The organism is Planctomyces sp. SH-PL14 (assembly GCF_001610835.1).
Taxonomy (GTDB): Bacteria; Planctomycetota; Planctomycetia; order Planctomycetales; family Planctomycetaceae; genus Planctomyces_A.
Genome location: NZ_CP011270.1, coordinates 2,943,527 through 2,965,058, shown reverse-complemented (window position 1 = coordinate 2,965,058; position 21,532 = coordinate 2,943,527). Strand labels below are relative to the sequence as shown.

Below are 21,532 nucleotides of genomic sequence, written 5' to 3'. Positions count from 1 at the left end.
GCCGTCCGGCCGCCGATTCGGCCATCCAAATTTGCGCGGAACCGGAGATCGTTCGAGCGCCTGTGCGCCGTGCCCCTGCTGCAAACGAAGGCCGCTGCGCGCGTGTGAGCCGATGAACTCAGGTCCCGAGTGCGATTCTTGGAATCGGCCGGGGACTCAGCGGCACGCTCCACATTCCGCCGGGACCAAGACTCACTACACGGCAAGCTACTGACGGGGTTCGAGAGCCCTGTGGACGGTCAGCCGATTGACTCCCGTCTCCCCGCTGCCATCCGCACCGACCTCAGTGGAACGAGCTTCCACCGACTGTGCTGCCGCAACATCTCTTTGATTCATCTCTCACGTTGGAGGCGTTCCGATGACCGCCCGAGTCGCTCGATCTGCTTCGCTTCTCTCGACGCTCCTCGCCACAAGCCTGGCGGTCGCCGACGAACCCACGCCTCCCGTTCCGGAACTGACTCCCGAAGCGCAAGCCGCCGCTGCCGATCTCAAGAAGTCCCTGCCGAGGAACTCCGAAGCCCGCCGGATGCTCGACGACATCCTGAAAGGGGCGATGCTCGGCCCGACCGACGGCTGGTTCGCCCTCTCGAAGGCGCATACCCGCTACCCGTGGGCCACGCTTAAGGAACGGTTCGACAAGAACAGCGACGGCGAGATCGCCCGGGAGGAAACCTCCCTCGGCGAAGTCCCGTTCGCGCGGCTCGACAAGAACGGCGACGGCGTCCTGACGGACTCAGACTTCGACTGGAGCGAGGTCACGATGTCCCGCTCTCCGGCAAACTTCGTCTTCGGCCGATCGGACCAGGATGGAAACGGGAAGGTGACCGCCGAGGAGTTCGAGGAACTGTTCCGCCGCCTCGGCGGGGAGAAGGACGGCTTCATCTCACTGGATGAAATCCGTGAGCAGCTCCAGCCTCCGGCGTCGTCCCGGAACGATGCCCCGCCGGCCGACATGCCGAGCGCCAGCACGCTCGTCCTCGGCCTCCAGCGGCAGGAGATCGGTTCGCAGCAGCCGGGGCCGGATCTCAACGCCGCCGCCCCGGACTTCACGCTCCAGACCCTGACCGGCGAAACGGTGACGCTCTCAAAGGAGATCGGCGAGAAGCCGGTCGTCCTGATCTTCGGCAACTTCACCTGCGGCCCGTTCCGCACTCAGGCGGGAAACATCGAAAAGTTCTACAACCGCTACCGCGACCAGGCGAAGATCTTCCTCGTCTACGTCCGCGAAGCCCACCCGCAGGATGGCTGGTGGATGAATTCGAACCGCCGGATCGGGATCGATCCCCGCCAGCCGCAGAACAACACCGAGCGCCGCGAGATCGCCGCGACCTGCCAGAAGCACCTCGACCTCGACGTCCCATTCCTCGTCGACACCACCGACGACGTTGTCGGTGCGACCTACAGCGGCATGCCGAACCGCCTGTACGTCATCGACACCGATGGCCGGATCGCCTTCAAGAACGCCCGCGGTCCGTTCGGGTTCAAACTGCGTGAGGCCGAACAGGCTCTGATCCTGACGATCGCCGATGCCGCGAAGGACTGAAAGGTCGGCCAGACCCGCTGAGCGACCGCGGGAGCCCGGGATTTCGACCGGGCTTCCTACCAATTTTGAGGCGAAGCGTGCCCATCGAACCCGCTGACCGATCACCACCACTCACGGGATCGTCCTCCATGTCTTCACGCATCCTCCGGCTCCGTTGCGGCTGGGCGGCTCCGTTCGCCATCGCCGCATTCGCCCTCCTCTCCACCTCCCTTTCCTTCGGCGAGGGTTCCATGACCTTTCCCGCTCTCTCGAACTCACAGGCCTGGGAACGCCTCCCCGCGGCCCGGCAGGGGAGCGGCGCTTCGCTCCCTCCCTGGGCCCGGATCCTGGCGGGCGAACTCCCGCGTTCGACCGCCACCCTCCTCGAACTCGATCTGGCTCAGCGGACTCGCGGACCGATCCCTCTCGGCCTCCGCGCCGGGATGCGCTGGGTCTCGGCCCACGCCAATGGCTCGGCCTTCGGCGCCGCCCAGGCTCTCGCCGACGCCCGGCGCGGCGGCGTGGACGCGGCGCGAGTCGAAGGCTTGACACAAGAGGGCTATCCCGGCTGGAGCTCCGAGGAACGAAAGGCTCTCGACTTCGCCCGCAAGATGTCGGTCACGTCCAGCCAGGTGACCGACAAGGAGTTCGCCGGCCTGGTCGATGCGTTCGGCGACCGGACCGCCGCCTCGATGGTCCTCCTGATGGCGTACGCCAACTTCCACGACCGGCTGATGATCTGCCTCCAGGTCCCGGCCACGGAAGCCGCAGCGCCGCCGGCCGACATTACGTTCGACGCGGCCGTCCTGGCCCGTCCGACCGCCCCTCCGGCGAACCTTCCCCCCTGGCCCAAGTCGGCGGCTCCCAACGACGTCCCCCCGGATGCCGAATGGGCCAAGGTGAGCTACGACGACCTCCAGACCAAACTCGAGACTCAGCGCCGCAAGCCCACCCGCCTCCGTGTCCCGGAATGGAGCGAGTTCGCCGGTTCGCTCCCTTCGGGGCTCTTTGACCGCCCGAGCGACATCGTCTGGTACCGGATCGTCTTCGGTTACGCGCCGGAGCTGGCGATCCCGTTCGAAGTCTACCTGCGGACCGCCGGGTCGGAGCTGGGACCGCGGCTCGACCGCATGTTCGGCGGCAGTCTCTTCTGGGTCGTCACGCGGGCCCTCGACTGCCCCTACTGCATGGGCCACTGCGAAATGAACTGGGAGGTCGCCGGCCTCTCCCCCGCCGAGATCGCCGACCGCAGCCGGCTGCTCGCCGGGAACGACTGGTCGAGTTTTTCCCCTGCTGAACAGCATGCCTTAGCCTTCGCCCGCAAGCTCACTCAGGCTCTCGCCAAGGTCTCACCGCAGGACGTCGCGCAGGTCGTAAACGACTTCGGCCCCGCCCGGGCCGCCGGCCTGCTGCTGAACGCCAGCCGCTACCATTACATGACCCGCATCTCGAACGGGTTCCAGCTGACCCTCGAAAGCGACAACGTCTTCTTTGACTACTACAACGTGAAGCGGCCGGTCTCCGAACCGCCGCCGGTCCCGGTCTTGACGAGCGACGAAGCCTGGAAGGCCCTCCCGAAAGTCGTCTCGGGAGCGGGCCAGCCCCTGCCGGTGTGGGTCCGCGCGGTCGCGGGACGCCTTCCCCGGACCGCGGCGGCGATGCTCCAGCTTGATTTCGCCCAGCGAACAAAGAGCCCCGTCGAGCCGACCCTCCGGGCCAAGATGCGGTGGGTGATCGCTCACGCCAACCGCTGTGAATACACCCAGGCCGACGCTCTCGCCGATCTCCGCCGCGGCGGCGGCACCGACGCGGACATCCAGGCGCTCACCGGCCCCTCGTCCCTCTGGCCCGAAGCCGACCGGGAACCGCTCGAGTTCGCCAAGCTCTTGACGGTCGCCGCCCCGACGATCCCGGATTCCCTGTTCGAATCCCTCCGGCAGCGGTTCGGGGACAAGCCGGTCGCCGCAATGGTCCTGCTCGGCGCCTACGGAAACTTCCAGGACCGGTTCCTCCTCGGTCTCAACCTGCCGATGGAAGAGGGGGGACCGCTGCCACCCCTGGCGGTCACGTTCACCGACGAAGTCTTCCAGTTCGCCCCGTTCGTCCCCCCGAACAACCCGCTCCCAGTCCTGCGGACGGATGGCGAGACGATCGTCCCCGAGGCGGACGACTGGGCCTCCACGTCGTACGGAACGCTCCAGACGCGGCTGGAGAGCCAGCGAAACCGTAAGCCCCGGCTCCCGGTCCCGGTCTGGGACGACGTCAAAAAGAACCTTCCCCCCGCCATGGCAGCCCGGCCGACCCGCATCGTCTGGAACCTGGTCTGTTCCGGCTACGTCCCAGAGCTTGCCGTGCCGTGGAGCATCGCCACGCGGACGCTCTGGACCGAAGCCCCCAACGACCGCGTCCTCGAAGAAAGCCTGTTCTGGATCCAGACCCGGGCCATCGGCTGCAACTACTGCATGGGGCACTGCGAGATGCTGCTGGAGGTCGCCGGACTCGACAGCCAGGGGATCGCCGACCGGACCTCCCGCCTGGCGGGAGCCGACTGGTCCGCCTTCGAGCCGCGCGAGCAGCGGGCCTACGCCTACGCCCGCAAGCTGAGCCGCACCCCCTGGGACCTGACCCCCGAGGACTATCGCCAGCTCGAAAAGGACTACGGCCCCAAGGAAGCCCTGTCCCTCTACTGGTGGCTCTGCCGGGGCCTGTACATGACGCGGGTCTCCGACGGCTTCCAGCTCCCCCTCGAAAGGGAGAACGTGTTCCAGTACCTTCGCCCGATGCCCCCGACCGAGAGCCCGGCTCCCGCCGCCGCTCCGGCCGGCAACGGCAAGTGATCGCCCGTCTCGGACTTCCCGTCGCACCTCGTTCATGCCTGATTCCTCCTATCCTCGCTTGGCACCGCCCCGTCCCCACGCGATCGCCGCTGCGCGGAACGCCGCCGCGATCGTCGCGGTCCTGATCCTCGGCGCGGTTCCCAGCGGCTGCGAGCCGAAGCGTCCCAGCCCTCCGGCGCCGACTGCCAGCGAACCCGCCGCGGCGCCGGCCCCTCGCGCGCTGCCCGCCAGCTACGGCGAGTTCGTCGGGGCCTTCGAACTGGGGCTCGCGGCTCTCGACGCCGACGTGCCGCAGATGGCGGAAGCCAGCCTCAACCGGGCGGTCGAACTCATCCCGGACGAACCCGCCGCCTGGGCCGATCGGGGACTGCTGAACCTCCGCGTCGGCCGCCTTCCGGAAGCGGAGCGGGATCTGGCCGAGGCTCAAAAGCGAGCCCCGAACGATCCGGCCATCGAAAAGCTCCTGGGGCTCCTGAAGCAGAAGCAGGGGGACTTCGGAGCGGCGGCTGGGCACCTGCGGAAGGCCCTTAAAAAGGACCCCGGAGACGTCCGGACGCTGTTCAGCCTCGCCCGCCTGATCGACCAGGAGCGGGCTCCCGGAAGCGAGGCCGAGTACCAGCGGCTGATGGAGCAGATCCTCGCGCAGCGGCCGGACGATCTGATGGTCCTCTCGGAGCGTCTGCGGACCGCGGCCCGGCGGAACGACGCGGCCGCGGTGACGGACACGCTGAAGCAGTTCGACGCCCTCGCGCCGAACTGGGAAACCCGGACGCAGACGATGCTGGCGGACCTGAAGCGGACGCTCGCCGACCCGAAGAAGCCCTCCACGGTTGCCCCGCTCCTGCGGTTCACCAACGTCCTCAAGGCGGAACGCGGTTACGCCCGGAAGGCGGCCGAGATCCAGCCCCCGGATTCGCTGCTCGGCGATCCCCTGCGGGCCTTCCTCACACTGCCCGCGAGCGTGCCGCAGCCCGCGGCGGCCGATGCCGCGATCGCCTTTGCCCGCGACGAATCGGCCGCGTTTCCGGCCGGAGCCTGGAAGACCGTCCTGCCGGTGTGGCTCTCGTCAGAGGGGAATCCGGTGACGTTCCTCGCGAGCGACACGGAGCTCCACCGCGCCGATCAGGAGGTCTCTATCCCCTCGATCCCGGCGGCCCCCGGCGGGATCGTCGCCATCGACTGGAACAATGACCAGCGGACCGACCTCGTCGTGGCGGGTCCCCAGGGGCTGCGGTTCCTGCAGCAGAAGGAGGACGGCACGTTCGAAGATGTGACGGCCAAGACCGGTCTGCCGGAGGACGTTCTGACCGGCCACTACGGCGCCGCGCTGGCGGCGGACCTCGACCTCGACGCCGATCTCGACCTGCTCCTCTCCCGGGCGTCCGACTCGCCGCTCCAGCTGCGGAACAACTTCGACGGGACCTTCAGGCCGGAGCCGGTCTTCGCGGAGGCCAAGGGCCCGCAGCAGTTCGCCTGGGGCGACTTCGACGCGGACGGCGTTCCCGACGCGGCCCTGCTGGACGCAGAGGGACGGCTGCGGGTTTACGCCAACGACCGGATGTCCTCGTTCCGGCCCTGGCCGGCCTCCGCGCCGACCGATCGCTTCCTGGCGATCGCCGTCGCGGACGCCAATGAAGACGGAGCCTTCGACCTCGTGACCCTCCGGCAGGACGGCGGGCTGCTGGTCCTTGCCGATGAAGGAAAGCGGGCCAGGTGGACTGTCGCGGAGCTCGGCCGCTTCGCGGGACTCGATTCCCAGACCGCCCCCGGGGCCGTCCGACTGTTCACGGGCGACTTCGACAACAACGGCGCGATCGATCTCCTGGCCTCGGGACCGTCCAGCTCGCTGCTGTGGCTGGGCGAAGCGGGTAAATCCTTCCAACCCGCCGCCGCCAAACTTCCCCCGAATCTCCTGGCCGCGGCCGACCTGGCGGGGACCGGCCGGCTCGGTCTCCTGGGGCTCGATCCCGACGGCCAGCCGCTGCAGCTGCAAAGCCGCGGCGAGAAGAACTACCACTGGCTGACGCTCCGGCCGCAGGCGACGAAGGCGGACGGCGACAACCGGATTAACTCGTTCGGGATCGGCGGCTCGATCGAGATCCGCTCCGGGACGCTCGTGGCGAAGCAGCCGATCGAGCGCCCGGCGGTCCACTTCGGACTCGGCGAGCGGCCGCAGGCGGACATCGCCCGGATCGACTGGCCGAACGGGGCTCCGCAGTTCGAGTTCAACCTCAAGCCGGACACCACCGTCGTCGCCCTCCAGCGGCTCAAGGGGTCGTGCCCGTTCCTCTACGCCTGGAACGGCGAGCGGTTCGAGTTCGTGACCGACTTCATGTGGAGCACGCCGCTGGGGATGTATATCAACGCCTCCAATAAAGGAGGCTTCCTTCAGACGACCGACTGGGTCCGGATCCCCGGCGAGCAGCTCGTCGAACGGGACGGCCACTACGACCTCCGCGTCAACGCGAACCTGTGGGAGACGCACTTCTTCGATCAGGTCGGCCTGTTCGCCGTCGATCATCCGGCGGGAACGGAGTTCTTCGTCGACGAGCGATTCTGCATGGAACCGTCGGAGCCGACGTTCCAGCTCGTCGAGAAGCGGCAGCCCGTCGTCCGGGCCTGGGATCACCTCGGCCAGGACGCGACGGAGGAGGTCCGGGAGACCGATGGCGTGCATCTCGACCGAGCAGGCCGCGGCCGATACCAGGGAGTCACGAACGACCACTGGGTCGAGTTCGACCTCGGGCCGGTTGATCCCGCGGACGGTCCGGTGTGGCTCATCGCCCGCGGCTGGGTCCACCCGACCGACAGCTCCGTGAACTACGCCCTCGAACAAGGCGAACACGCCCGCCCCCAGGGACTCGTCCTCGAAGCTCCGGATGTCCCGGCCGACGGCAGGATCGAAGACGACCGCCCGTGGACCGGCGCCTGGAAGACCGCCCGCGACAAGCTCGGCTTCCCGGCGGGGAAGAACAAGACCGTCCTCGTTCGGCTCGACGGGCTGGCCGGGGAGGGGGTCCCGCGGCGGCTGCGTCTGCGGACGACGATGGAGATCTACTGGGATTCGCTGGCAGTCGCCCGGGGCCTCGATCCGGGGGCGGTGCAGCGGACGGATCTCGTCCCCACGCAGGTCGATCTGCGGTTCCGCGGGGTCGTCGCGATGACGCAGGCCAATCCCGGCTCGCCCGAACTTCCGCATTACAATCAGCTCGTCGGGATCGGTCAGCCCTGGCGGGACCTGATCGGGTATCATACGCGGTTCGGGGACATTCAGGAGCTCGTCCGCAGCGTCGACGACCGGTACGCCATCCTGACCGCGGGGGACGAGGTCGTCCTGCGGTATCCGGTCCCCACTCCCCCGCCCGCCGGCTGGAAACGGGACTTCGTCTGGGTCTCCGACGGCTGGGTCAAGGACGGGGACTTCAACACCCGCTTCGGCAAGTTCGTCCTGCCGCTGCCGGCCCACGACATGACCACCTACGACACCCCGCCAACGACCCTGGAAGAGGATCCCACCTACCGGCGGCACCCGCAGGACTGGGACGTCTTTCATACGCGGTACGTGACCCCGGAACTCTTCGAGCGGGGGCTGCGTCCTCCTCGAAGCCCCGCCCCCTCCGCCGCGCCGACTGCGGCCAGGAGGACGCCATGAGTCGCGGACAGAAGCAGGCGGTCATCACCTGCCTTTTCGTCGGGCTGCTCGTCTTCGTGGCGCTGCGGGGCTCGGGCGAAAACCTCTGGAATCGCATCGGCGGACAGGAGGGAGTGGCGGATTCCCGAGGCGGGTCGCGGGCCACGCCTCTCGAGCGGTACGGGTTCCACTTCACGGAATCGGCCAAAGAGGCGGGGATCGAGTTCCAGCACCACGCCCCGACGCTCGATGCGAAGCTGGCCCACATCATGCCGCTCGTCAACCCGATGGGAGCGGCGGCGACGGTCCTCGACTACGACGCCGACGGCTGGCTCGACCTGTACTTTGTGACGAGCGACGCCGGCGGGCAGAACGCCCTCTTCCGCAACAAGGGGGACGGGACGTTCGAAGAGACCGCCGCCGCGATGGGGGTGGCCGACCTCAACCAGCCCGGGACCGGCGCCTGCATGGGTGCGATTGCGGCGGACTACGACAACGACGGCTACCCCGACCTCCTCGTCTACCGGTGGGGCCGGCCGGAGCTGTTCCACAACATCGAGGGAAAGCGGTTCGAGCGGGTGACGGAAGGCTCCGGTCTCCCGGCCTGGATGAACGCCAACGCCGCCTGCTGGCTCGACTACAACCGCGACGGCCGGCTCGACCTGTTCCTCGCCGGCTACTGGCCGGACAACATCGACCTGTGGAACCTCTCGACGACCCGGATCATGCCGGAGTCGTTTGAGTTCGCCACGAACGGCGGCGGCAAGGTCCTGCTCAAGAACCTCGGCGACGGAAAGTTCGAGAACGTCACGAAGGCGGTCGGGATCGAGAGCACACGCTGGACTCTCGGCGTCGTCTCGGCGGACCTCGACGGAAACGGCTATCCGGACCTCGTGCTGGCCAACGACTACGGCGTCTCGGAGTTCTTCGCCAGCCGCGGCGGGGAGCGGTTCGAGGAAGTGGGGTATGCCAGCGGGATCGGCGTCACCCCCAAGAGCGGCATGAGCGCCAGCCTCGGCGATCCGCTGAACGAAGGCCGGCAGTCGGTCTACATCACGAACATCACGGAGCCCGGCAACCTCGTCCAGGGGAACAACCTGTGGGTCCCGATCGGCGAAATCGACGAGGGAGCGGGGCGGGGCGTCCAGCGATACCTGAATCAGGCCGGGACGCTCAACATCGAGCGCGGCGGCTGGAGCTGGGGGGCCAAGTTCGCCGACCTCAACAACGACGGCTGGCTCGATCTGTTCCAGACCAACGGCTACATCTCGGCCGCCGTCGGCAAGAGCTACTGGTACGACTACGGCAAGATCGCCGGGGGCCTCAAGGGCCTCATCGGCGACGCCAAATTCTGGCCTCCGATCGGCGATCAGAGCCTCGCCGGCTTCCAGACGAAGTGCGTCTGGCTGAACAAGGGAGGGGACTTCACGGACGTCTGCGCCGCCGTCGGCGTCACCGAGACGAACGACGGGCGGGCGGTCGCGCTCGCCGACCTGTCGAACCGCGGCGTCATCGACGTCGTGGTCGCCAGCCAGAACGGGAAGGCGCTCCTCTACCGCAACACCGTCGCCGAAGGACAGGACTGGATCCAGTTCCAGCTCACTGGCGGAGCTCGACCGGATGCCAACGCGAGCGGCCGGCCGGCCCAGATTCCGTGGAGCAACCGCAGCGCCGTCGGAGCCGAGGTCGTCGTGATCTGGCGGACCGCGGAGGATCCCTCCCCGCGGCGGCAGCAGCAGGTCGTGACCGCGGGGGACGCCTACGCCTCCCAGAGCATGCTCCGTCTCCATTTCGGTCTGGGAAAGACTGCCGTGATCGAGGAGGCTGTGGTGACGTGGCCCTCCGGCCGGACGACCGTCCTCAAGGAGCCGGCGGTCCGCACTCTCCATCGCCTTGACGAGACCGACTCGAAGGAGCCGACGCCATGAATTGCCCTCCCGGCTCACCTGCCTGTCCGTCCTGCCCACCGCGCGTCTCCAAGGCGGGCTTTGCGTGGCGGACGGCAGCGACCCTTGTATTGCTGGGCGGGTTCTACGCCGGCCGCGCGTCTCTGAACCGCTCGCTCGCCGCCCTCCTGACGCAGTTCGGCGGGGTCACGGTCGATCCCTCGCTCCCGCGGGTCCTGGGTGTCATTCTCCTGCTCGGCGCGCTCCTGGCCGTGTGGCACAAGCTCGTCTGGAAGGATCGCCGCTTCCAGGCCCCGCTCCTCGTCACGGTCGTCCTCGCCCTCGGGGACGCCGCATTCAGCATCCTCGAAAACCACCCCGCTCCCCCCTGGCTCGTGACGGCGAGCGGCGGACGGATCCTCGAATACTCCCCGACCTTCGTGGCGATCGTGACCACGATTGTCGCCGAGATGGTCCTGGGCCGCTTCTTCTGGGGACGGTGGCCGCACCTGGCGAGCGCCTATGTCTCGGGGATCAGTGTCGGGATCCTGATCAAGTCCTCGTCGCTGTGGCCGTTCGTCCTGTGCGGGCTGATCTCGATTACGTCCAAGTACGTCCTGCGGATCGGCGACCGGCACATCTGGAACCCGACGAACTTCGGCGTGACGATGATGCTCTTCCTGGCGCCGGCCCACGTCGCCAGTCTCACGGTCCAGGCGGGGAACAACGGCCTCGCCCTCCTGACGATCTGGGTCCTCGGCAGCCTTATTATGTACCGGCTGGGCCGGTTCCACATCCCGTTCGCCTTCGTGCTCTCGTTCATCGGGCTGTCGTTCCTGCGGAGCTTCGTCACCGGTCATCCGTGGCAGACCGAAATCGCCCCGATGACGAGCCCGATGTTCCAGCTCTACATCTTCTTCATGATCACCGACCCCAAGACGACGACCCGCGGCTGGACGAGCCAGACCGTCGTGGCGGTCCTGGTGGCGGTCATGGAGACGATGCTGCGGCTCGTCTTCAAGGACGTCCACTCGCTGTACCACGCGCTGTTCATCGTCGGCCCGGCGGCGAACCTGATCGAGATCTATGCCGACTCCCGCAAAGCCCGCAGGGCGGCCGCGTCGTCGACACCCATCCGCACTCCGGTTCCCGGAAGCGATTCCCTGACGATCGCGGCGGCCGCGGACTCCGATCTCGCCGCGGCGCCCGCCGAGCCGCGCCGTCCTGTCCTCGCTCAGCCGCGCGACCGGTGACAATCGATCTCGAAAACGTCTGCTTTCACTTCTTCGTTCCACGTCTCTCGTTCACGTCTCCCTTTCTGTTTCACCCTTCCGGAGTTTCACCATGGCGGACGACAAGGTGCTGAGCAACCAGGAGAAGATCATCTCCAACCAGGAAAAGATCCTGGCGAACCAGAAGAAGATCGAAGGGAATCAGGCCAAGCTCGACAAGCTCGTCGCCAACCAGAAGGCGATCATCGCCAACCAGGACACGATCCTCACGAACCAGGCCAAGATCGACAAACTCCTCAAGAACCAGTCGTCGATCGTCTCGAACCAGGAGCAGATCCTCGCCAACCAGGGGAAGCTCGACCTGATCGTCTCCAACCAGGGGGAGATCAAGGCGAACCAGGACAAGATCCTGTCAAACCAGAAGAAGATCATGGGCAAGTAACGTCCGCCCCCGCAGGCGGGAGCCGGACCGCCGGCTCCTGCCTGCTCGTGTCGTCCTGCTCATTCCCTGATCAGCCGGCCCTTCCGCTTCTCGTCCGGAGTCTCTCATGACTGCTCCCACCACCTCTTTCCCGCACCGCCGTCTGCTCGGCCTCGGCCTGAGCTGCCTGCTGGCGACGATCCTGGGATGCCAGGAGGCGGCCGGCCCCGGGACGAAGCCCGCCGCCCAGGCACCCGCCGGCCCGGCCAAGGTGAAGATCGGCTACCTCGGCCTCACCTGCGAGGCGGCGATGTTCGTCGCCGCGGAGAAGGGCTTCTTCAAAGAGGAGGGGATCGAGGTCGAGTTCGTGAAGACCGACTGGGACGGCCTGCGGGACGGACTCGGCCTGGGGCGGTTCGACGCCAACTACACGCTCATCATGTACCTCCTGAAGCCGATCGAGCAGGGGCTCGACGTCAAGATCACCGGCGGGGTCCACTCCGGATGCCTGCGAGTCCAGGCCGATCCCAAGTCCTCGGTCAAGACGGTCGCCGACCTCAAGGGGAAGACGATCGGCATCCCGACGATGGGAAGTCCGCCGTTCCTCTTCGCCAGCCGGGCTCTCAAGGCGGCCGGAATGGACCCCCGGAGCGACGTCACCTGGAAGGTCGTCTCCCCCGAGGTGATGGGCCTCGCTCTCGACAACGGCGACATCGACGCCGTCGCCGACTCGGAGCCGCTCGGCTCGATCCTCGCCGCCACGAAGAACGTCCACACGATCGCCGACCAGGCCCTCGACGCCCCCTACCGCGACGAATACTGCTGCGCGACCGTCGTCAGCGGCAAGTTCCTCGCCCGCGACCCCGCCTCCGCCGCCAAGGTGACGCGCGCCCTCCTTAAGGGCGCCCTGTGGGTCGACACGAACCCCGGCGCTGCCGGCGAGCTCTCGGTCGCCAGCAAGTACGTCGCCTCGACCGCCGAGATCAACGGCCATGCCATCGGCAAGCTGACCTTCATGCCCGGCGTCACGAAGTGCCGCGACAGCATCCTCTCGGCCGCCCGCGAGATGAAGACCGCCGGGCTCCTCAATTCGTCGACCGATCCGGACGAACTCGCCCGGCGGGCCTGGACCGATCTCGACGGAGTCACGGACGAATGGCTCAAGGGGGTGCAGGTCGAGAAGGTCGCCGGCGGCGGAGCCCCCCCGGCGCTCGACCCGGTCGCCCTCGCCCGGCTGTTCGCCACCGACACGAACTTCCGCTTCATGTGCTGCGACCAGTGCGTCTCCCGAACCGAACTCTGCGGCCAGTAGGCCTGTCGCGCGTCTCGCTCCCGTTCATCGCGTCTTGTCCGGAGTCTGGTCTCGTTGTCTGCTGAAACGCTTCCCCCACCCTCTCCTGTCGAGGAACCGATTGCCGGACGGACGGATTCGCGCCCGCCGCTCCCTTCCGGAGACCGATCGGGGTGGGGACGCCTCGTCGCGCCGGCCGCGGTCGTGGCGGCGGCCCTGCTCGTCGAATGGGGGCTTCCTCATCGGCAGGCCGTCCCGCCGACGAGGCTCTACAGCGGACTGCTCGTGGGACTGCTGGCCTGCACACTCGTGTTCGCCATCGTTGGCGCGATGAGGACGCGGTTCTCTCCCTGGGTCCGCCGCAACGCTCCGCTCGTCGGCGGCGTGGCCTTCCTCCTCGCCCTCTGGAACCTCGTCACCGTCAAGGGAAACCTCCTGCCGCTCCCCTACTTCCCCGGACCGCAGCGGGTTCTCCTCAGCCTGTATGACGACCGAACCATGCTCGCCGTCAGCACGTACCACTCGCTCCGGCTCCTGCTGGCGGGCTACACGGCGGGCGTCGCCGCGGGGCTCGTCTGCGGCATCCTGATCGGCTGGTTCCGGACGATCCGCTACTGGGGGATGCCGCTCCTCAAAGTGGTCGGCCCGATTCCCGCCACCGCCTACGTCCCGCTGATGATGGTCCTCTTTCCAAGCCACTTTCTCTCCGGGGCGGCCCTCATCGCGCTCGCGGTCTGGTTCCCGGTCACGATGCTCACTGCCTCGGGACTGGCGAACGTCCCGATCGCCTTCCTAGACGTCGCCCGGACGCTCGGCGCGGGCCCGCGGTACCTCATCTTCCGGGTCGCGCTGCCCGCCGCCCTCCCGAGCATCTTCCTCGGTCTCTTCATGGGACTCGGGGCCGCCTTCCTCACGTTGATTGTCGCCGAGACCGTGGGCGTCTCGGCGGGGCTCGGCTGGTATCTCAAGTGGCAGCAGGGCTACCTCGAATACGCCAACGTCTACGCCGCGCTGGTCATCATGTCGGTCTTCTTCTCCAGCCTCATGACGCTCCTGTTCCTCGTCCGGGACCGGGTCCTCAACTGGCAGAAGGGGGTGATCCGGTGGTGACCTCGACGGCCAATGGCGAGTCCTCCTCCCTCACGATCCGCGGCCTCCGGAAGGAGTTCACGACCGAGAGCGGAACGACGCTGGTCGCCATCGATCATCTCGATCTCACGGTCGCGGCGGGCGAAGTCGTCTCCCTCGTCGGCCCCAGCGGCTGCGGCAAGTCGACGCTCCTCCGCCTCCTGGCAGGGCTCGATCAGCCGACGTCGGGCGAGCTCCAGATCGGAACCGATCCGATCCGCGCCCCGAGCTCCGACCGGGGCCTGATGTTCCAGGCTCCGAACCTCTTTCCGTGGCTGACCGTCCGCCGGAACATCGAGTCCGGACTCGTGGCCCGCGGCGTCCTGGCGCAGTTCCGCCACGAAGTCGACGAGTACCTCCGCCTCGTCGGCCTGACGGGATTCGAGCATGCCTATCCGCACCAGCTCTCCGGCGGGATGGCCCAGCGGGCGGCCCTCGCCCGGGTTCTCATCAACCACCCCCGGGTCCTGTTGTTGGATGAGCCGCTCGGCGCCCTCGACCAGTTCACACGGATGCAGATGCAGAACGAGGTCCTGCGGATCTGGACCGCGCGGAAGACCACGATGGTGCTGGTCACGCACGACATCGACGAGGCGATCTACATGAGCGACCGGATCGTCCTCATGACGCCCCGCCCCGGTCGCGTGGACCGGATCTTGAGCGTCCCGCTCGAGCGGCCGCGGCATCGCGACGGCGCCGAGTTCCTGCGGCTCCGGTCCGAGATCCTGCGGCTCCTGCACTTCACCGGGCCATAGCCCGGCCGGGGTTCTCGTCTTGCTCACCGCGGGGGCGGATCCGCGGCGGCGATCCGTTCCAGCAGCGGATTCATCCCCGGCCCGTTCGGCAGCGTGATACCGAGGACGTCCGTCAGCGCTTCCCGGAGTTCCACCGCTGTCCCCAGCGTCCGTCGCTCGCTCTCCCCGCCGAGGGGATGAACGGCGAGGCTGTTGTTGAAGAGGGTGTAGCGGCAGCCCGTCGGTGCGCGAGAAGCCATCAGTCCAATGACGAAGCCCGAACTCGGGTGGGTCGAGACGTACCAGTTGCCGACTTCGTAATCGACAAGTCGCTGCGGCCGGAGATCGAACCGATAGAGCGGACGCCACGTACCGCGGATCTCGGCCTGCAGTTCGAACTCGTCGCTTTCGTCACACCGGACAAGGCGATACGGCTCGTGCGGCGTCTCCTGTTCGACATCCGCCTCCAGCCGGATCGGTCCCGTCAGCGTCTGTCCGCCAAAGCCAACATCGGCCAGCCACGGCCCGTCCTCCAGATCGACCTGCAGCAGGACGTGCGTCCGGGGCGTCATCTCTTCCGGAGGCCGGTTCCACACGACTCCGGCCGATAGACCCGTAACACGGTACCCGAGCGACTTCAGGACATGCTGAAAGAGAAGATTCTGTTCATAGCAATACCCCCCGCGGCCCTCGCGGACCAGCTTTTCCTGCAAGGAAGCAAAGTCCAGTCGGACGGGCCGTCCCAGCAGCGGGTTCAGGTTCTCGAACGGGATCGACTCCGCGTGCCGCCGGTGCAGATCCTGCAGCGTCTCCAGCGTCGGCGCCCCGCCGCCGGAGTAGCCGATCCGGCGAAAGTAAGCGTCCAGCTCGGCATCCGTCACGCAGCACCTCGTTCCGTGTCCCTGACGACACCGGCGTCGATGCGCCGGCCCGGCGACCTGAAGTCTTGCCGCCACCGGGCGTTCGTCAACCCCGCCTCACGGTGTGAGACCGGACGGCCGCGGGAACCACTGTCCCAGGAACCGATCGGCCGCGTCGTCGACGGCCAGGAGATAGTAGCCGTCCCAGTTGCTCCACCCCGCGCTCAGGCGGACACCGTCCCCCACAAAGTCCGGCAGGAGAATGTCATCCAGGCTCTCCACTCTCTGGCCATCCCGCCGCAGCCCGTGCCGGAACCGCAGCCACATCCCGACGAGGGCAAAGAACTCCGAGCCGGCATCCGGCCAGCTCACCATGAGATGCCCGTTCGAAATCCGCTCCACGAATCTTTCTGGGCCAAGACACATCGAAAAACCTCTGGCAGAAACCAGAGCAAGGTCCGTTTCCGGATCGTGCTCGAAGGGCCGGCACAGGCCGGCGTCATGGCTCGATGCCTTACGGGAAGACTCCACCCGCACGGCTCGGGTTCGGTTACAGGAATTTCGCCCACCGCCCCCAACGACAGGGCGAATCGCCAGCCGCTCCACGGTGAAACCTTGCGAAGAACGCGAGTTTCGGCGGAATCCGCCGGCCCGACAGATTCTTTTCCGAAAGGTCTTTCCGTCGATCGCGGAAGGGGGCTAAAAATCCCGCATCGCCCCCGGTCAACGGCTTGAGTCCCCCGCCCCCCTGGGATTCGCTGTTGCCGGGTTTTTCTTTTCCGGGGGGGGCGAAATTGCAACGCCCCGGAGACACCTGTCCCGCGGCCGGAGGCGCTTCGGAGAGGAGCCGTGGGACACAATGCACGCTCCCCTTTTGGGAGCCGGCGTTGAAGGCTCCCCAAAGGACACCGTTTGCTATGCGCTCCCCGCGGGTTGGTGAGGGGGCATCCGGCACGTTGTCCGCGCTTGGACACACGCTCGTTCAGACAGATCGATCCAGGCCAGGCCTCCGGCGGGCAAAGGGGCGTTGCCCCCTTGCATCCCCCACCAGGGTGCCCCTGGACCCGGTTTTAACTGTCCTGCCCAGACAACGGCCTGCCCCACCGGCAGGTCCCGCCGCACAGCACACCACCCACCTCATCCGGCGTTGCCACGAACGACCCATTGCAGATTAATGCGTTCCCCGTCCCGCCTCCGCGGCGCGGCCTCGCCCCGTCGCCCCGCAGCTTCCACGGCCCCCCGCCATGAAATCGCTCCTCCCCCGCTCGGTCGACTCCTCCCTCCTCCTGGGCTGCGGTGCGACGGCGATCTACTACGCGATCATGCTCCAGCCGTCGATGCACGGCACGATCCTGGGGCGGTACACGACCAAAAACCCCGTCGACTACGCAATCACGTTCCTCTTCCTGTGGAGCCTGATCGACCTCGCCATCAAGTGCTTCGCCTTCCCGGGCGAAATGCTGTCGCTGCGGCACGAGTGGCTCCCCGAACGGAACGGCCAGCAGCCGGCCAGCACCGCAGCCGCCCTCATCCCCGGCGAGACCAGCCTCTCCGGCTGGCAGCTCCGCTCCCGGATCTGCGGCCGGATCTCGAAAGTCCTCCAGTACGCCGTCGAGCACGGCGTCGGCCAGGACTATCGCGACCAGATCAAGTACCTCTCCGGCAAGGCGGAAGAAGAGACGATCGCCCGCTATTCCGTCGTCCGGTTCGCCATCGCGATCACGCCGATGCTCGGGTTCCTCGGAACCGTCGTTCACTTCGGCACCGCTCTCAGCGGCATCAGCTTTGAGGAGATGGACAGCCGCCTCGCCGACGTCGTCTCCCACATGGGCGAGGCGTTCAACACCACGACGAGCGCCCTCGCGGCCGCGATGACCGCCATGTTCTTCCTGTTCCTCGCCGAGCGGACCGACAAGGGGATCGACGCCGCGGTCGACCGCTACGTCGAACGCGAGCTGGAAACCCGCTTCGTCGCCGAGCGGCAGATCGCTCCAGAACTGAACGGAGTCCAGTCGGCCCATGACGACGCCCTCCTGATCATGCGGCAGACCCTGGAGCGGCAGGTCCAGCTCTGGACGGAGGCCCTCGGCGGACTGTTCCAGCAGTTCGAGCAGCGGCAGGCAGCCGAAGGAGCCGCCTGGGCGCAGGCCCTGGACTCCCTCCGTGCGGCCCAGGACACGTTTGAGCAGCGGAAGGAAGAACGGCTGATCGTCGGCCTCGAAGCCTTCAGCGACCGTCAACAGACCCATCTCGAACAGGTCCACGGCACGCTGGACCAGGTCGTCTCGCTGAAAGGGGAGTTTCACTCGATCGGCGACGCCCTCCAGAAGATCTCCGACGGCGAAGGCCGCATTGCCGAGCTTCAGGCGACGCTCGACAACAACCTCCAGACGCTCCAGATGTCGCAAAAGATGGACGAGGCGATGCATGGGCTGACCGCCGCGATTCACCTGCTCACCGCTCGCCGCGATCTTCCGGGTGCACGAGCTGCCTGAGTCAGTTGCGCCGGCCGGTTGATGGTCCTAAACCGGGGTCCAGGGGCTCGCCCCTGGTGGGGAGTGCAGAGGGGCCTGTGTTGTTTTCTTGGCCCTTTGCCCGCCGGAGGCCTGGCCGTCGAGAGATGTCTGAAGGAGTACATATCCAAGCGCGGACGCCGTGCCGTATGCCCCCTCACCAACCCGCATGGCATTCAAAGCGAGTGGTGAGTCCGCAACGCCGGTCTCACAAAGCGGACGTCCGTCGTGTACCACGGTTCCACAACGAAAATGCCTCCGGCGGCAAGGACTTCGCCCTTGACCCGGGCTCTGGCGGGTCCCGCTACGGCGCGAGTTCCAGATTGGAGACGCCCTGCGCTCCCGCTGGAAACAAGTTGCCGATGAAGTGGAGACCGCGCGGCGCATTCTCCCCGCCCGTCTCAATCCGGACCGCATAGTGATACCGCGGTCCCTCGGCCCCCTTCGCCGCTGGCCCCGTCAGCTCGTCCCGATCCGGGTTCGAAATCACATTTCCGGTCACCATCACATCCCGTAGCGGCGGATCGGTCGCCTCCTGGCCCCGATCAAATCGGAAGACCGCCCGGCTCGTCTCCGCCCCACCCCAGATCCACGCCGCATCGCCGCAGCCGAATTCCGAGACAATGTTGTTCGCGATCAGCGAACCCCCGTCGACATTCGCCGGCACCATCGCCTGCTCCCCCTCCGCGGGGACCGCCGGCGACGCCCCCGCCCCGGACATCAGCCCAATCGCCCACAGATCGTTCCGACTGAACTGATTCCCGGTGATCAGGACGTTGCGGGAACCGTGCATCGCCTTCATTCCGATAAAGGCGTTGCTCACGATGTTCCCCGACACGATCACGTGATCCGAATGCAGATCGATCCCCTGCGCGGCGTTCTCGATCTGGTTCCCCAGGATGCGGGTCATGTCGCTCCGCGTCGGTCCCGTGACGATCAATCCCGAGCCCTGATGCCAGTTGTTGACGTACTCCGCGTCCCAAACCTCCTGCGAAATGAGCAGACCCCGCTTGGCGTTCTTCTTCGTGAACGTCCCCAGCCGATGCTCCGCTTTCATTTCCGGAGTCGGACGCAGATGCTCCTCAACGATCGTGTTCCCCTGGATCAACGTCCCCTGCGAGCGGTCGACGACGATCCCGGTCCCATCGATGCAGCGGAACGCATAGCCCAGGAGCTCCACGTTCGCCGTCCGGTCGTCCTCCGTGATCGTCATGTAGTTGCGGATGTCGCAGTTCACGATCCGGCCGCGGCGGACCTCCGAGAAGCGGATGCTCCCGGAGCGGGTCCGGTTGTCGATCACCTTCACCCGTTCCAGGATCACGTCCTGGCAGTCCGAGACCAAGATCCCTTCGCGGGTCGTGTCCATCGCTCCTTCCGGACGGGTCAGCGTGACCCCTTCGATCCGGACATCGCGGGCATGTTCGATTTCGACGATGTGCTTCTTCGGGTCGGTCATGACGATCCGTCCGGGCCCGACGAGAGAGGTCCCGTGCGAGCTGATCCGGAGGGTTGCCTCGATCCGGTGGTCGCCGGACGGTAGGAAGATCTCGCGGCTCGGATTGGCATCGATCGCCGCCTGGAGGGAGGGATAGTCTGTCGCCGAGACATCGGAGGCGAGGACGCTGCGGACGGGGAATGCGAGGAGGCTCAGGAGTACGACCAGAGAACAGACGGTGTTTCGTGCAAAGAACAGGAACACGCGAATCTCCCGAGAGCGGCCAGCGGGGCAAAACGAGATGACGGTAGCGGGCGAAACCGCTTCGGCCAACGGACCATGGACAGTCCCCCCCAACCAGTGATGCCGCGAATACCGGGTCCAGGGGCACCCTGGTGGGGAGTGCAGAGGGGCAACGCCCCTTTGCCCGCCGGAGGCCTGGCCGTCGAGAGATGTCTGAAGGAGATCGTGTCCAAGCGCGGACGACGTGCCGGATGCCCCCTCACCAACCCGCGGGGCTTTCAGAGCAAGCGTTGAGTTCTCAAAGCCGGTTCCACAAAGCGGACATCCGTTGTCTACCACGGTTCCTCATCGAAGTGCCTCCGGCGGCAAGGGGGTTGCCCCCCTTGACCCCCAGCGGCCGTGGCACGTTGGGTTTGAGCGATGGGAGCTTTGCCGGCAAGAACGCGGCTCAGGACAAAGATAGACCATGCCTCAAGCATCCTGCGTGATCGCCTCAAACAACTCCCGCGCCTTCCGCAGCCGACGGTTGTCCGTCGCCTTCCCAATCTCCTTGTCGGCCACCCGCAGAACCGCCTCATGCGAACCAGCTGACGTCTGAACCTCCAGCACCACAAAGGCCCGCAACTCCCCAGTGGCGCTCTCCCCCGCCGTCCCGTACTGGACCTCCTCGACGTGGCACCGTTTCACCGCTGCCAACGGAACGGTCCAACGCTCGGCATTCCCCTCGTAGACAAACCGCCGACGGTCCGGTTCCACCTGCAGAAACCCGAAGTCAATCACCTTCGGAGCGATCGCCCCCCAGGTGTCACGGCGGATGATCTCCACCGCAAACGTCCGGTCCTCGAACGAGCGAATGACACTCTCACTCCGGGCCTGAACCCGCTTGCGAGCCGCGCCGATGAGGTACTGCGCCGAAGAATAGTCGCCGAACAGTTCGTAGTAGCCGAACGGAATCGTCAGCGACGCGAACATGAAGACCGCAGAGGCCAGAATGGTCCAGATCCCCAGCACCTGCCGCTGCTGGTACAGGTAGACGCCGACCCACCCCAGCAGCCCCAGCCAGAGCAGCACGAACCAGCAGCCGATCACAAGAGCGATCAGCATGTCCGCCATCGGCATCAGGTTCCGGTCCCCCTCCGGGACCGAGTCGACACGGGCGTTCTCCAGAGGTGCCTCTGGAGCCGCGGCGTACACAAACTCCGGTGCGTCCCGCTCCGCATCGGACGGAGCCGCCCAGCCGCTGAGGGCGACGGGAACTCCCATCCGGTGGAGTGTGCGGGCGAGCTGTTCGAGCGAGATCGACGTCGGGATCCCGATCACGCCCCCATCGGTCGACGTGCGGAGGACCAGCATCCCGAACCGCATTCCGATCTCCTCTGGGCGCCGGAGCTCCAGCCAGGTGATCTGCGGGATCGGGTAGGACGCATACGAGGTGAACTGCCCCGCATTCCCGAACGCTTCGATCTTGGTTTCGTCGATCGAGATGTCCCGCCGCAGGAACGCCGCCTCGATCCCGAGCTGCACGGCAGCTCCTCCGCCCAGCGCCAACAGGATCGTCCACCACCATGCCATGTTGACGCCGCGAAAAAGCAGCAGCGCCGCGAGGCCGCACGACACCAGCAAGGCGGGGAGCAGCGCCTTCAGCCAGTCGGATCGATCCCGGATCCGCTGGCAGAAGAACCAGGGCTCCGACCAGACGAACGTCTTTCCGCGAAAGAGTTTCATGGTTTCAACCCGCGGGCGCGTGCGGACAAACCGTCAGAGACCACTTTCGATCAATGGGCTTCGAGCCCCTTCCG

The 21,532-nt window shown here is 66.9% G+C and carries 14 protein-coding genes; 10 read left to right on the top strand and 4 right to left on the bottom strand.

The annotated features are described in order from the left end of the window. The first annotated feature begins 358 nt into the window (after nt 1-358). From VT03_RS32675 to VT03_RS11485, 9 genes are all read left to right on the top strand, one after another. Nucleotides 359-1,543 (top strand): deiodinase family protein, encoded by a 1,185-nt coding sequence (locus VT03_RS32675; protein WP_082846137.1) that lies wholly within the window; start codon nt 359-361, stop codon nt 1,541-1,543. 128 nt (nt 1,544-1,671) lie between these two features. Further along, nucleotides 1,672-4,359 carry a carboxymuconolactone decarboxylase family protein gene (locus VT03_RS11520; protein WP_075093117.1) on the top strand — a complete coding sequence of 896 codons (2,688 nt, stop codon included), beginning with the start codon at nt 1,672-1,674 and terminating at the stop codon, nt 4,357-4,359. Nucleotides 4,360-4,417: 58 nt separating this feature from the next. Then, complete coding sequence (locus VT03_RS11515; RefSeq protein ID WP_197489304.1) at nt 4,418-8,011, top strand: CRTAC1 family protein; 3,594 nt, start codon at nt 4,418-4,420, stop codon at nt 8,009-8,011. Then, on the top strand, nt 8,008-9,918 hold the full coding sequence (locus VT03_RS11510) for a CRTAC1 family protein (RefSeq protein ID WP_075093116.1): 1,911 nt from the start codon (nt 8,008-8,010) through the stop codon (nt 9,916-9,918). The genes VT03_RS11515 and VT03_RS11510 overlap by 4 nt, the downstream gene beginning before the upstream one ends. Further along, nucleotides 9,915-11,129: an RnfABCDGE type electron transport complex subunit D gene (locus VT03_RS11505; protein WP_156514431.1), complete on the top strand. Its 1,215-nt coding sequence runs from the start codon at nt 9,915-9,917 to the stop codon at nt 11,127-11,129. The genes VT03_RS11510 and VT03_RS11505 overlap by 4 nt, the downstream gene beginning before the upstream one ends. A gap of 91 nt (nt 11,130-11,220) precedes the next feature. Then, nucleotides 11,221-11,550, top strand: coding sequence for a hypothetical protein (locus tag VT03_RS11500; RefSeq protein WP_075093114.1), 330 nt, complete (start codon nt 11,221-11,223; stop codon nt 11,548-11,550). Between the two features lie 106 nt (nt 11,551-11,656). Beyond that, entirely contained in the window at nt 11,657-12,841 is a 1,185-nt protein-coding gene (locus tag VT03_RS11495) for an ABC transporter substrate-binding protein (RefSeq protein WP_075093113.1), read from the top strand. Between the two features lie 54 nt (nt 12,842-12,895). Then, nucleotides 12,896-13,930 carry an ABC transporter permease gene (locus VT03_RS11490; RefSeq protein ID WP_197489303.1) on the top strand — a complete coding sequence of 345 codons (1,035 nt, stop codon included), beginning with the start codon at nt 12,896-12,898 and terminating at the stop codon, nt 13,928-13,930. Beyond that, nucleotides 13,927-14,703 (top strand): ABC transporter ATP-binding protein, encoded by a 777-nt coding sequence (locus VT03_RS11485; protein ID WP_410000420.1) that lies wholly within the window; start codon nt 13,927-13,929, stop codon nt 14,701-14,703. Before VT03_RS11490 ends, VT03_RS11485 begins: the two co-directional genes overlap by 4 nt. Before the next feature lie 23 nt (nt 14,704-14,726). Here VT03_RS11485 and VT03_RS11480 read toward each other — a convergent pair whose 3' ends face one another. Both VT03_RS11480 and VT03_RS11475 read right to left on the bottom strand, forming a co-directional pair. After that, nucleotides 14,727-15,563: an arylamine N-acetyltransferase family protein gene (locus VT03_RS11480; protein WP_075093112.1), complete on the bottom strand. Its 837-nt coding sequence runs from the start codon at nt 15,561-15,563 to the stop codon at nt 14,727-14,729. A gap of 96 nt (nt 15,564-15,659) precedes the next feature. Further along, nucleotides 15,660-15,944, bottom strand: a complete 285-nt coding sequence (locus VT03_RS11475; RefSeq protein ID WP_156514429.1) for a hypothetical protein — start codon at nt 15,942-15,944, stop codon at nt 15,660-15,662. Between the two features lie 842 nt (nt 15,945-16,786). On the opposite strand from VT03_RS11475, the gene VT03_RS11470 reads away from it, so the two are divergent. After that, on the top strand, nt 16,787-18,037 hold the full coding sequence (locus tag VT03_RS11470; RefSeq protein WP_075093110.1) for a MotA/TolQ/ExbB proton channel family protein: 1,251 nt from the start codon (nt 16,787-16,789) through the stop codon (nt 18,035-18,037). 322 nt (nt 18,038-18,359) lie between these two features. Here VT03_RS11470 and VT03_RS11465 read toward each other — a convergent pair whose 3' ends face one another. Beyond that, on the bottom strand, nt 18,360-19,754 hold the full coding sequence (locus VT03_RS11465; protein WP_082846135.1) for a right-handed parallel beta-helix repeat-containing protein: 1,395 nt from the start codon (nt 19,752-19,754) through the stop codon (nt 18,360-18,362). A 450-nt stretch (nt 19,755-20,204) separates the two neighbouring features. After that, nucleotides 20,205-21,458: a hypothetical protein gene (locus tag VT03_RS11460; RefSeq protein ID WP_075093109.1), complete on the bottom strand. Its 1,254-nt coding sequence runs from the start codon at nt 21,456-21,458 to the stop codon at nt 20,205-20,207. Between the last annotated feature and the right edge of the window lie 74 nt (nt 21,459-21,532).

What these genes read in the sequence shown, in the direction of transcription:
- VT03_RS32675 (WP_082846137.1), top strand. Translation starts at nt 359, where the DNA reads ATGACCGCCCGAGTCGCTCGATCTGCTTCGCTTCTCTCGACGCTCCTC.
- VT03_RS11520 (WP_075093117.1), top strand. Translation starts at nt 1,672, where the DNA reads ATGTCTTCACGCATCCTCCGGCTCCGTTGCGGCTGGGCGGCTCCGTTC.
- VT03_RS11510 (WP_075093116.1), top strand. Translation starts at nt 8,008, where the DNA reads ATGAGTCGCGGACAGAAGCAGGCGGTCATCACCTGCCTTTTCGTCGGG.
- VT03_RS11505 (WP_156514431.1), top strand. Translation starts at nt 9,915, where the DNA reads ATGAATTGCCCTCCCGGCTCACCTGCCTGTCCGTCCTGCCCACCGCGC.
- VT03_RS11500 (WP_075093114.1), top strand. Translation starts at nt 11,221, where the DNA reads ATGGCGGACGACAAGGTGCTGAGCAACCAGGAGAAGATCATCTCCAAC.
- VT03_RS11495 (WP_075093113.1), top strand. Translation starts at nt 11,657, where the DNA reads ATGACTGCTCCCACCACCTCTTTCCCGCACCGCCGTCTGCTCGGCCTC.
- VT03_RS11470 (WP_075093110.1), top strand. Translation starts at nt 16,787, where the DNA reads ATGAAATCGCTCCTCCCCCGCTCGGTCGACTCCTCCCTCCTCCTGGGC.
- VT03_RS11460 (WP_075093109.1), bottom strand. Translation starts at nt 21,458, where the DNA reads ATGAAACTCTTTCGCGGAAAGACGTTCGTCTGGTCGGAGCCCTGGTTC.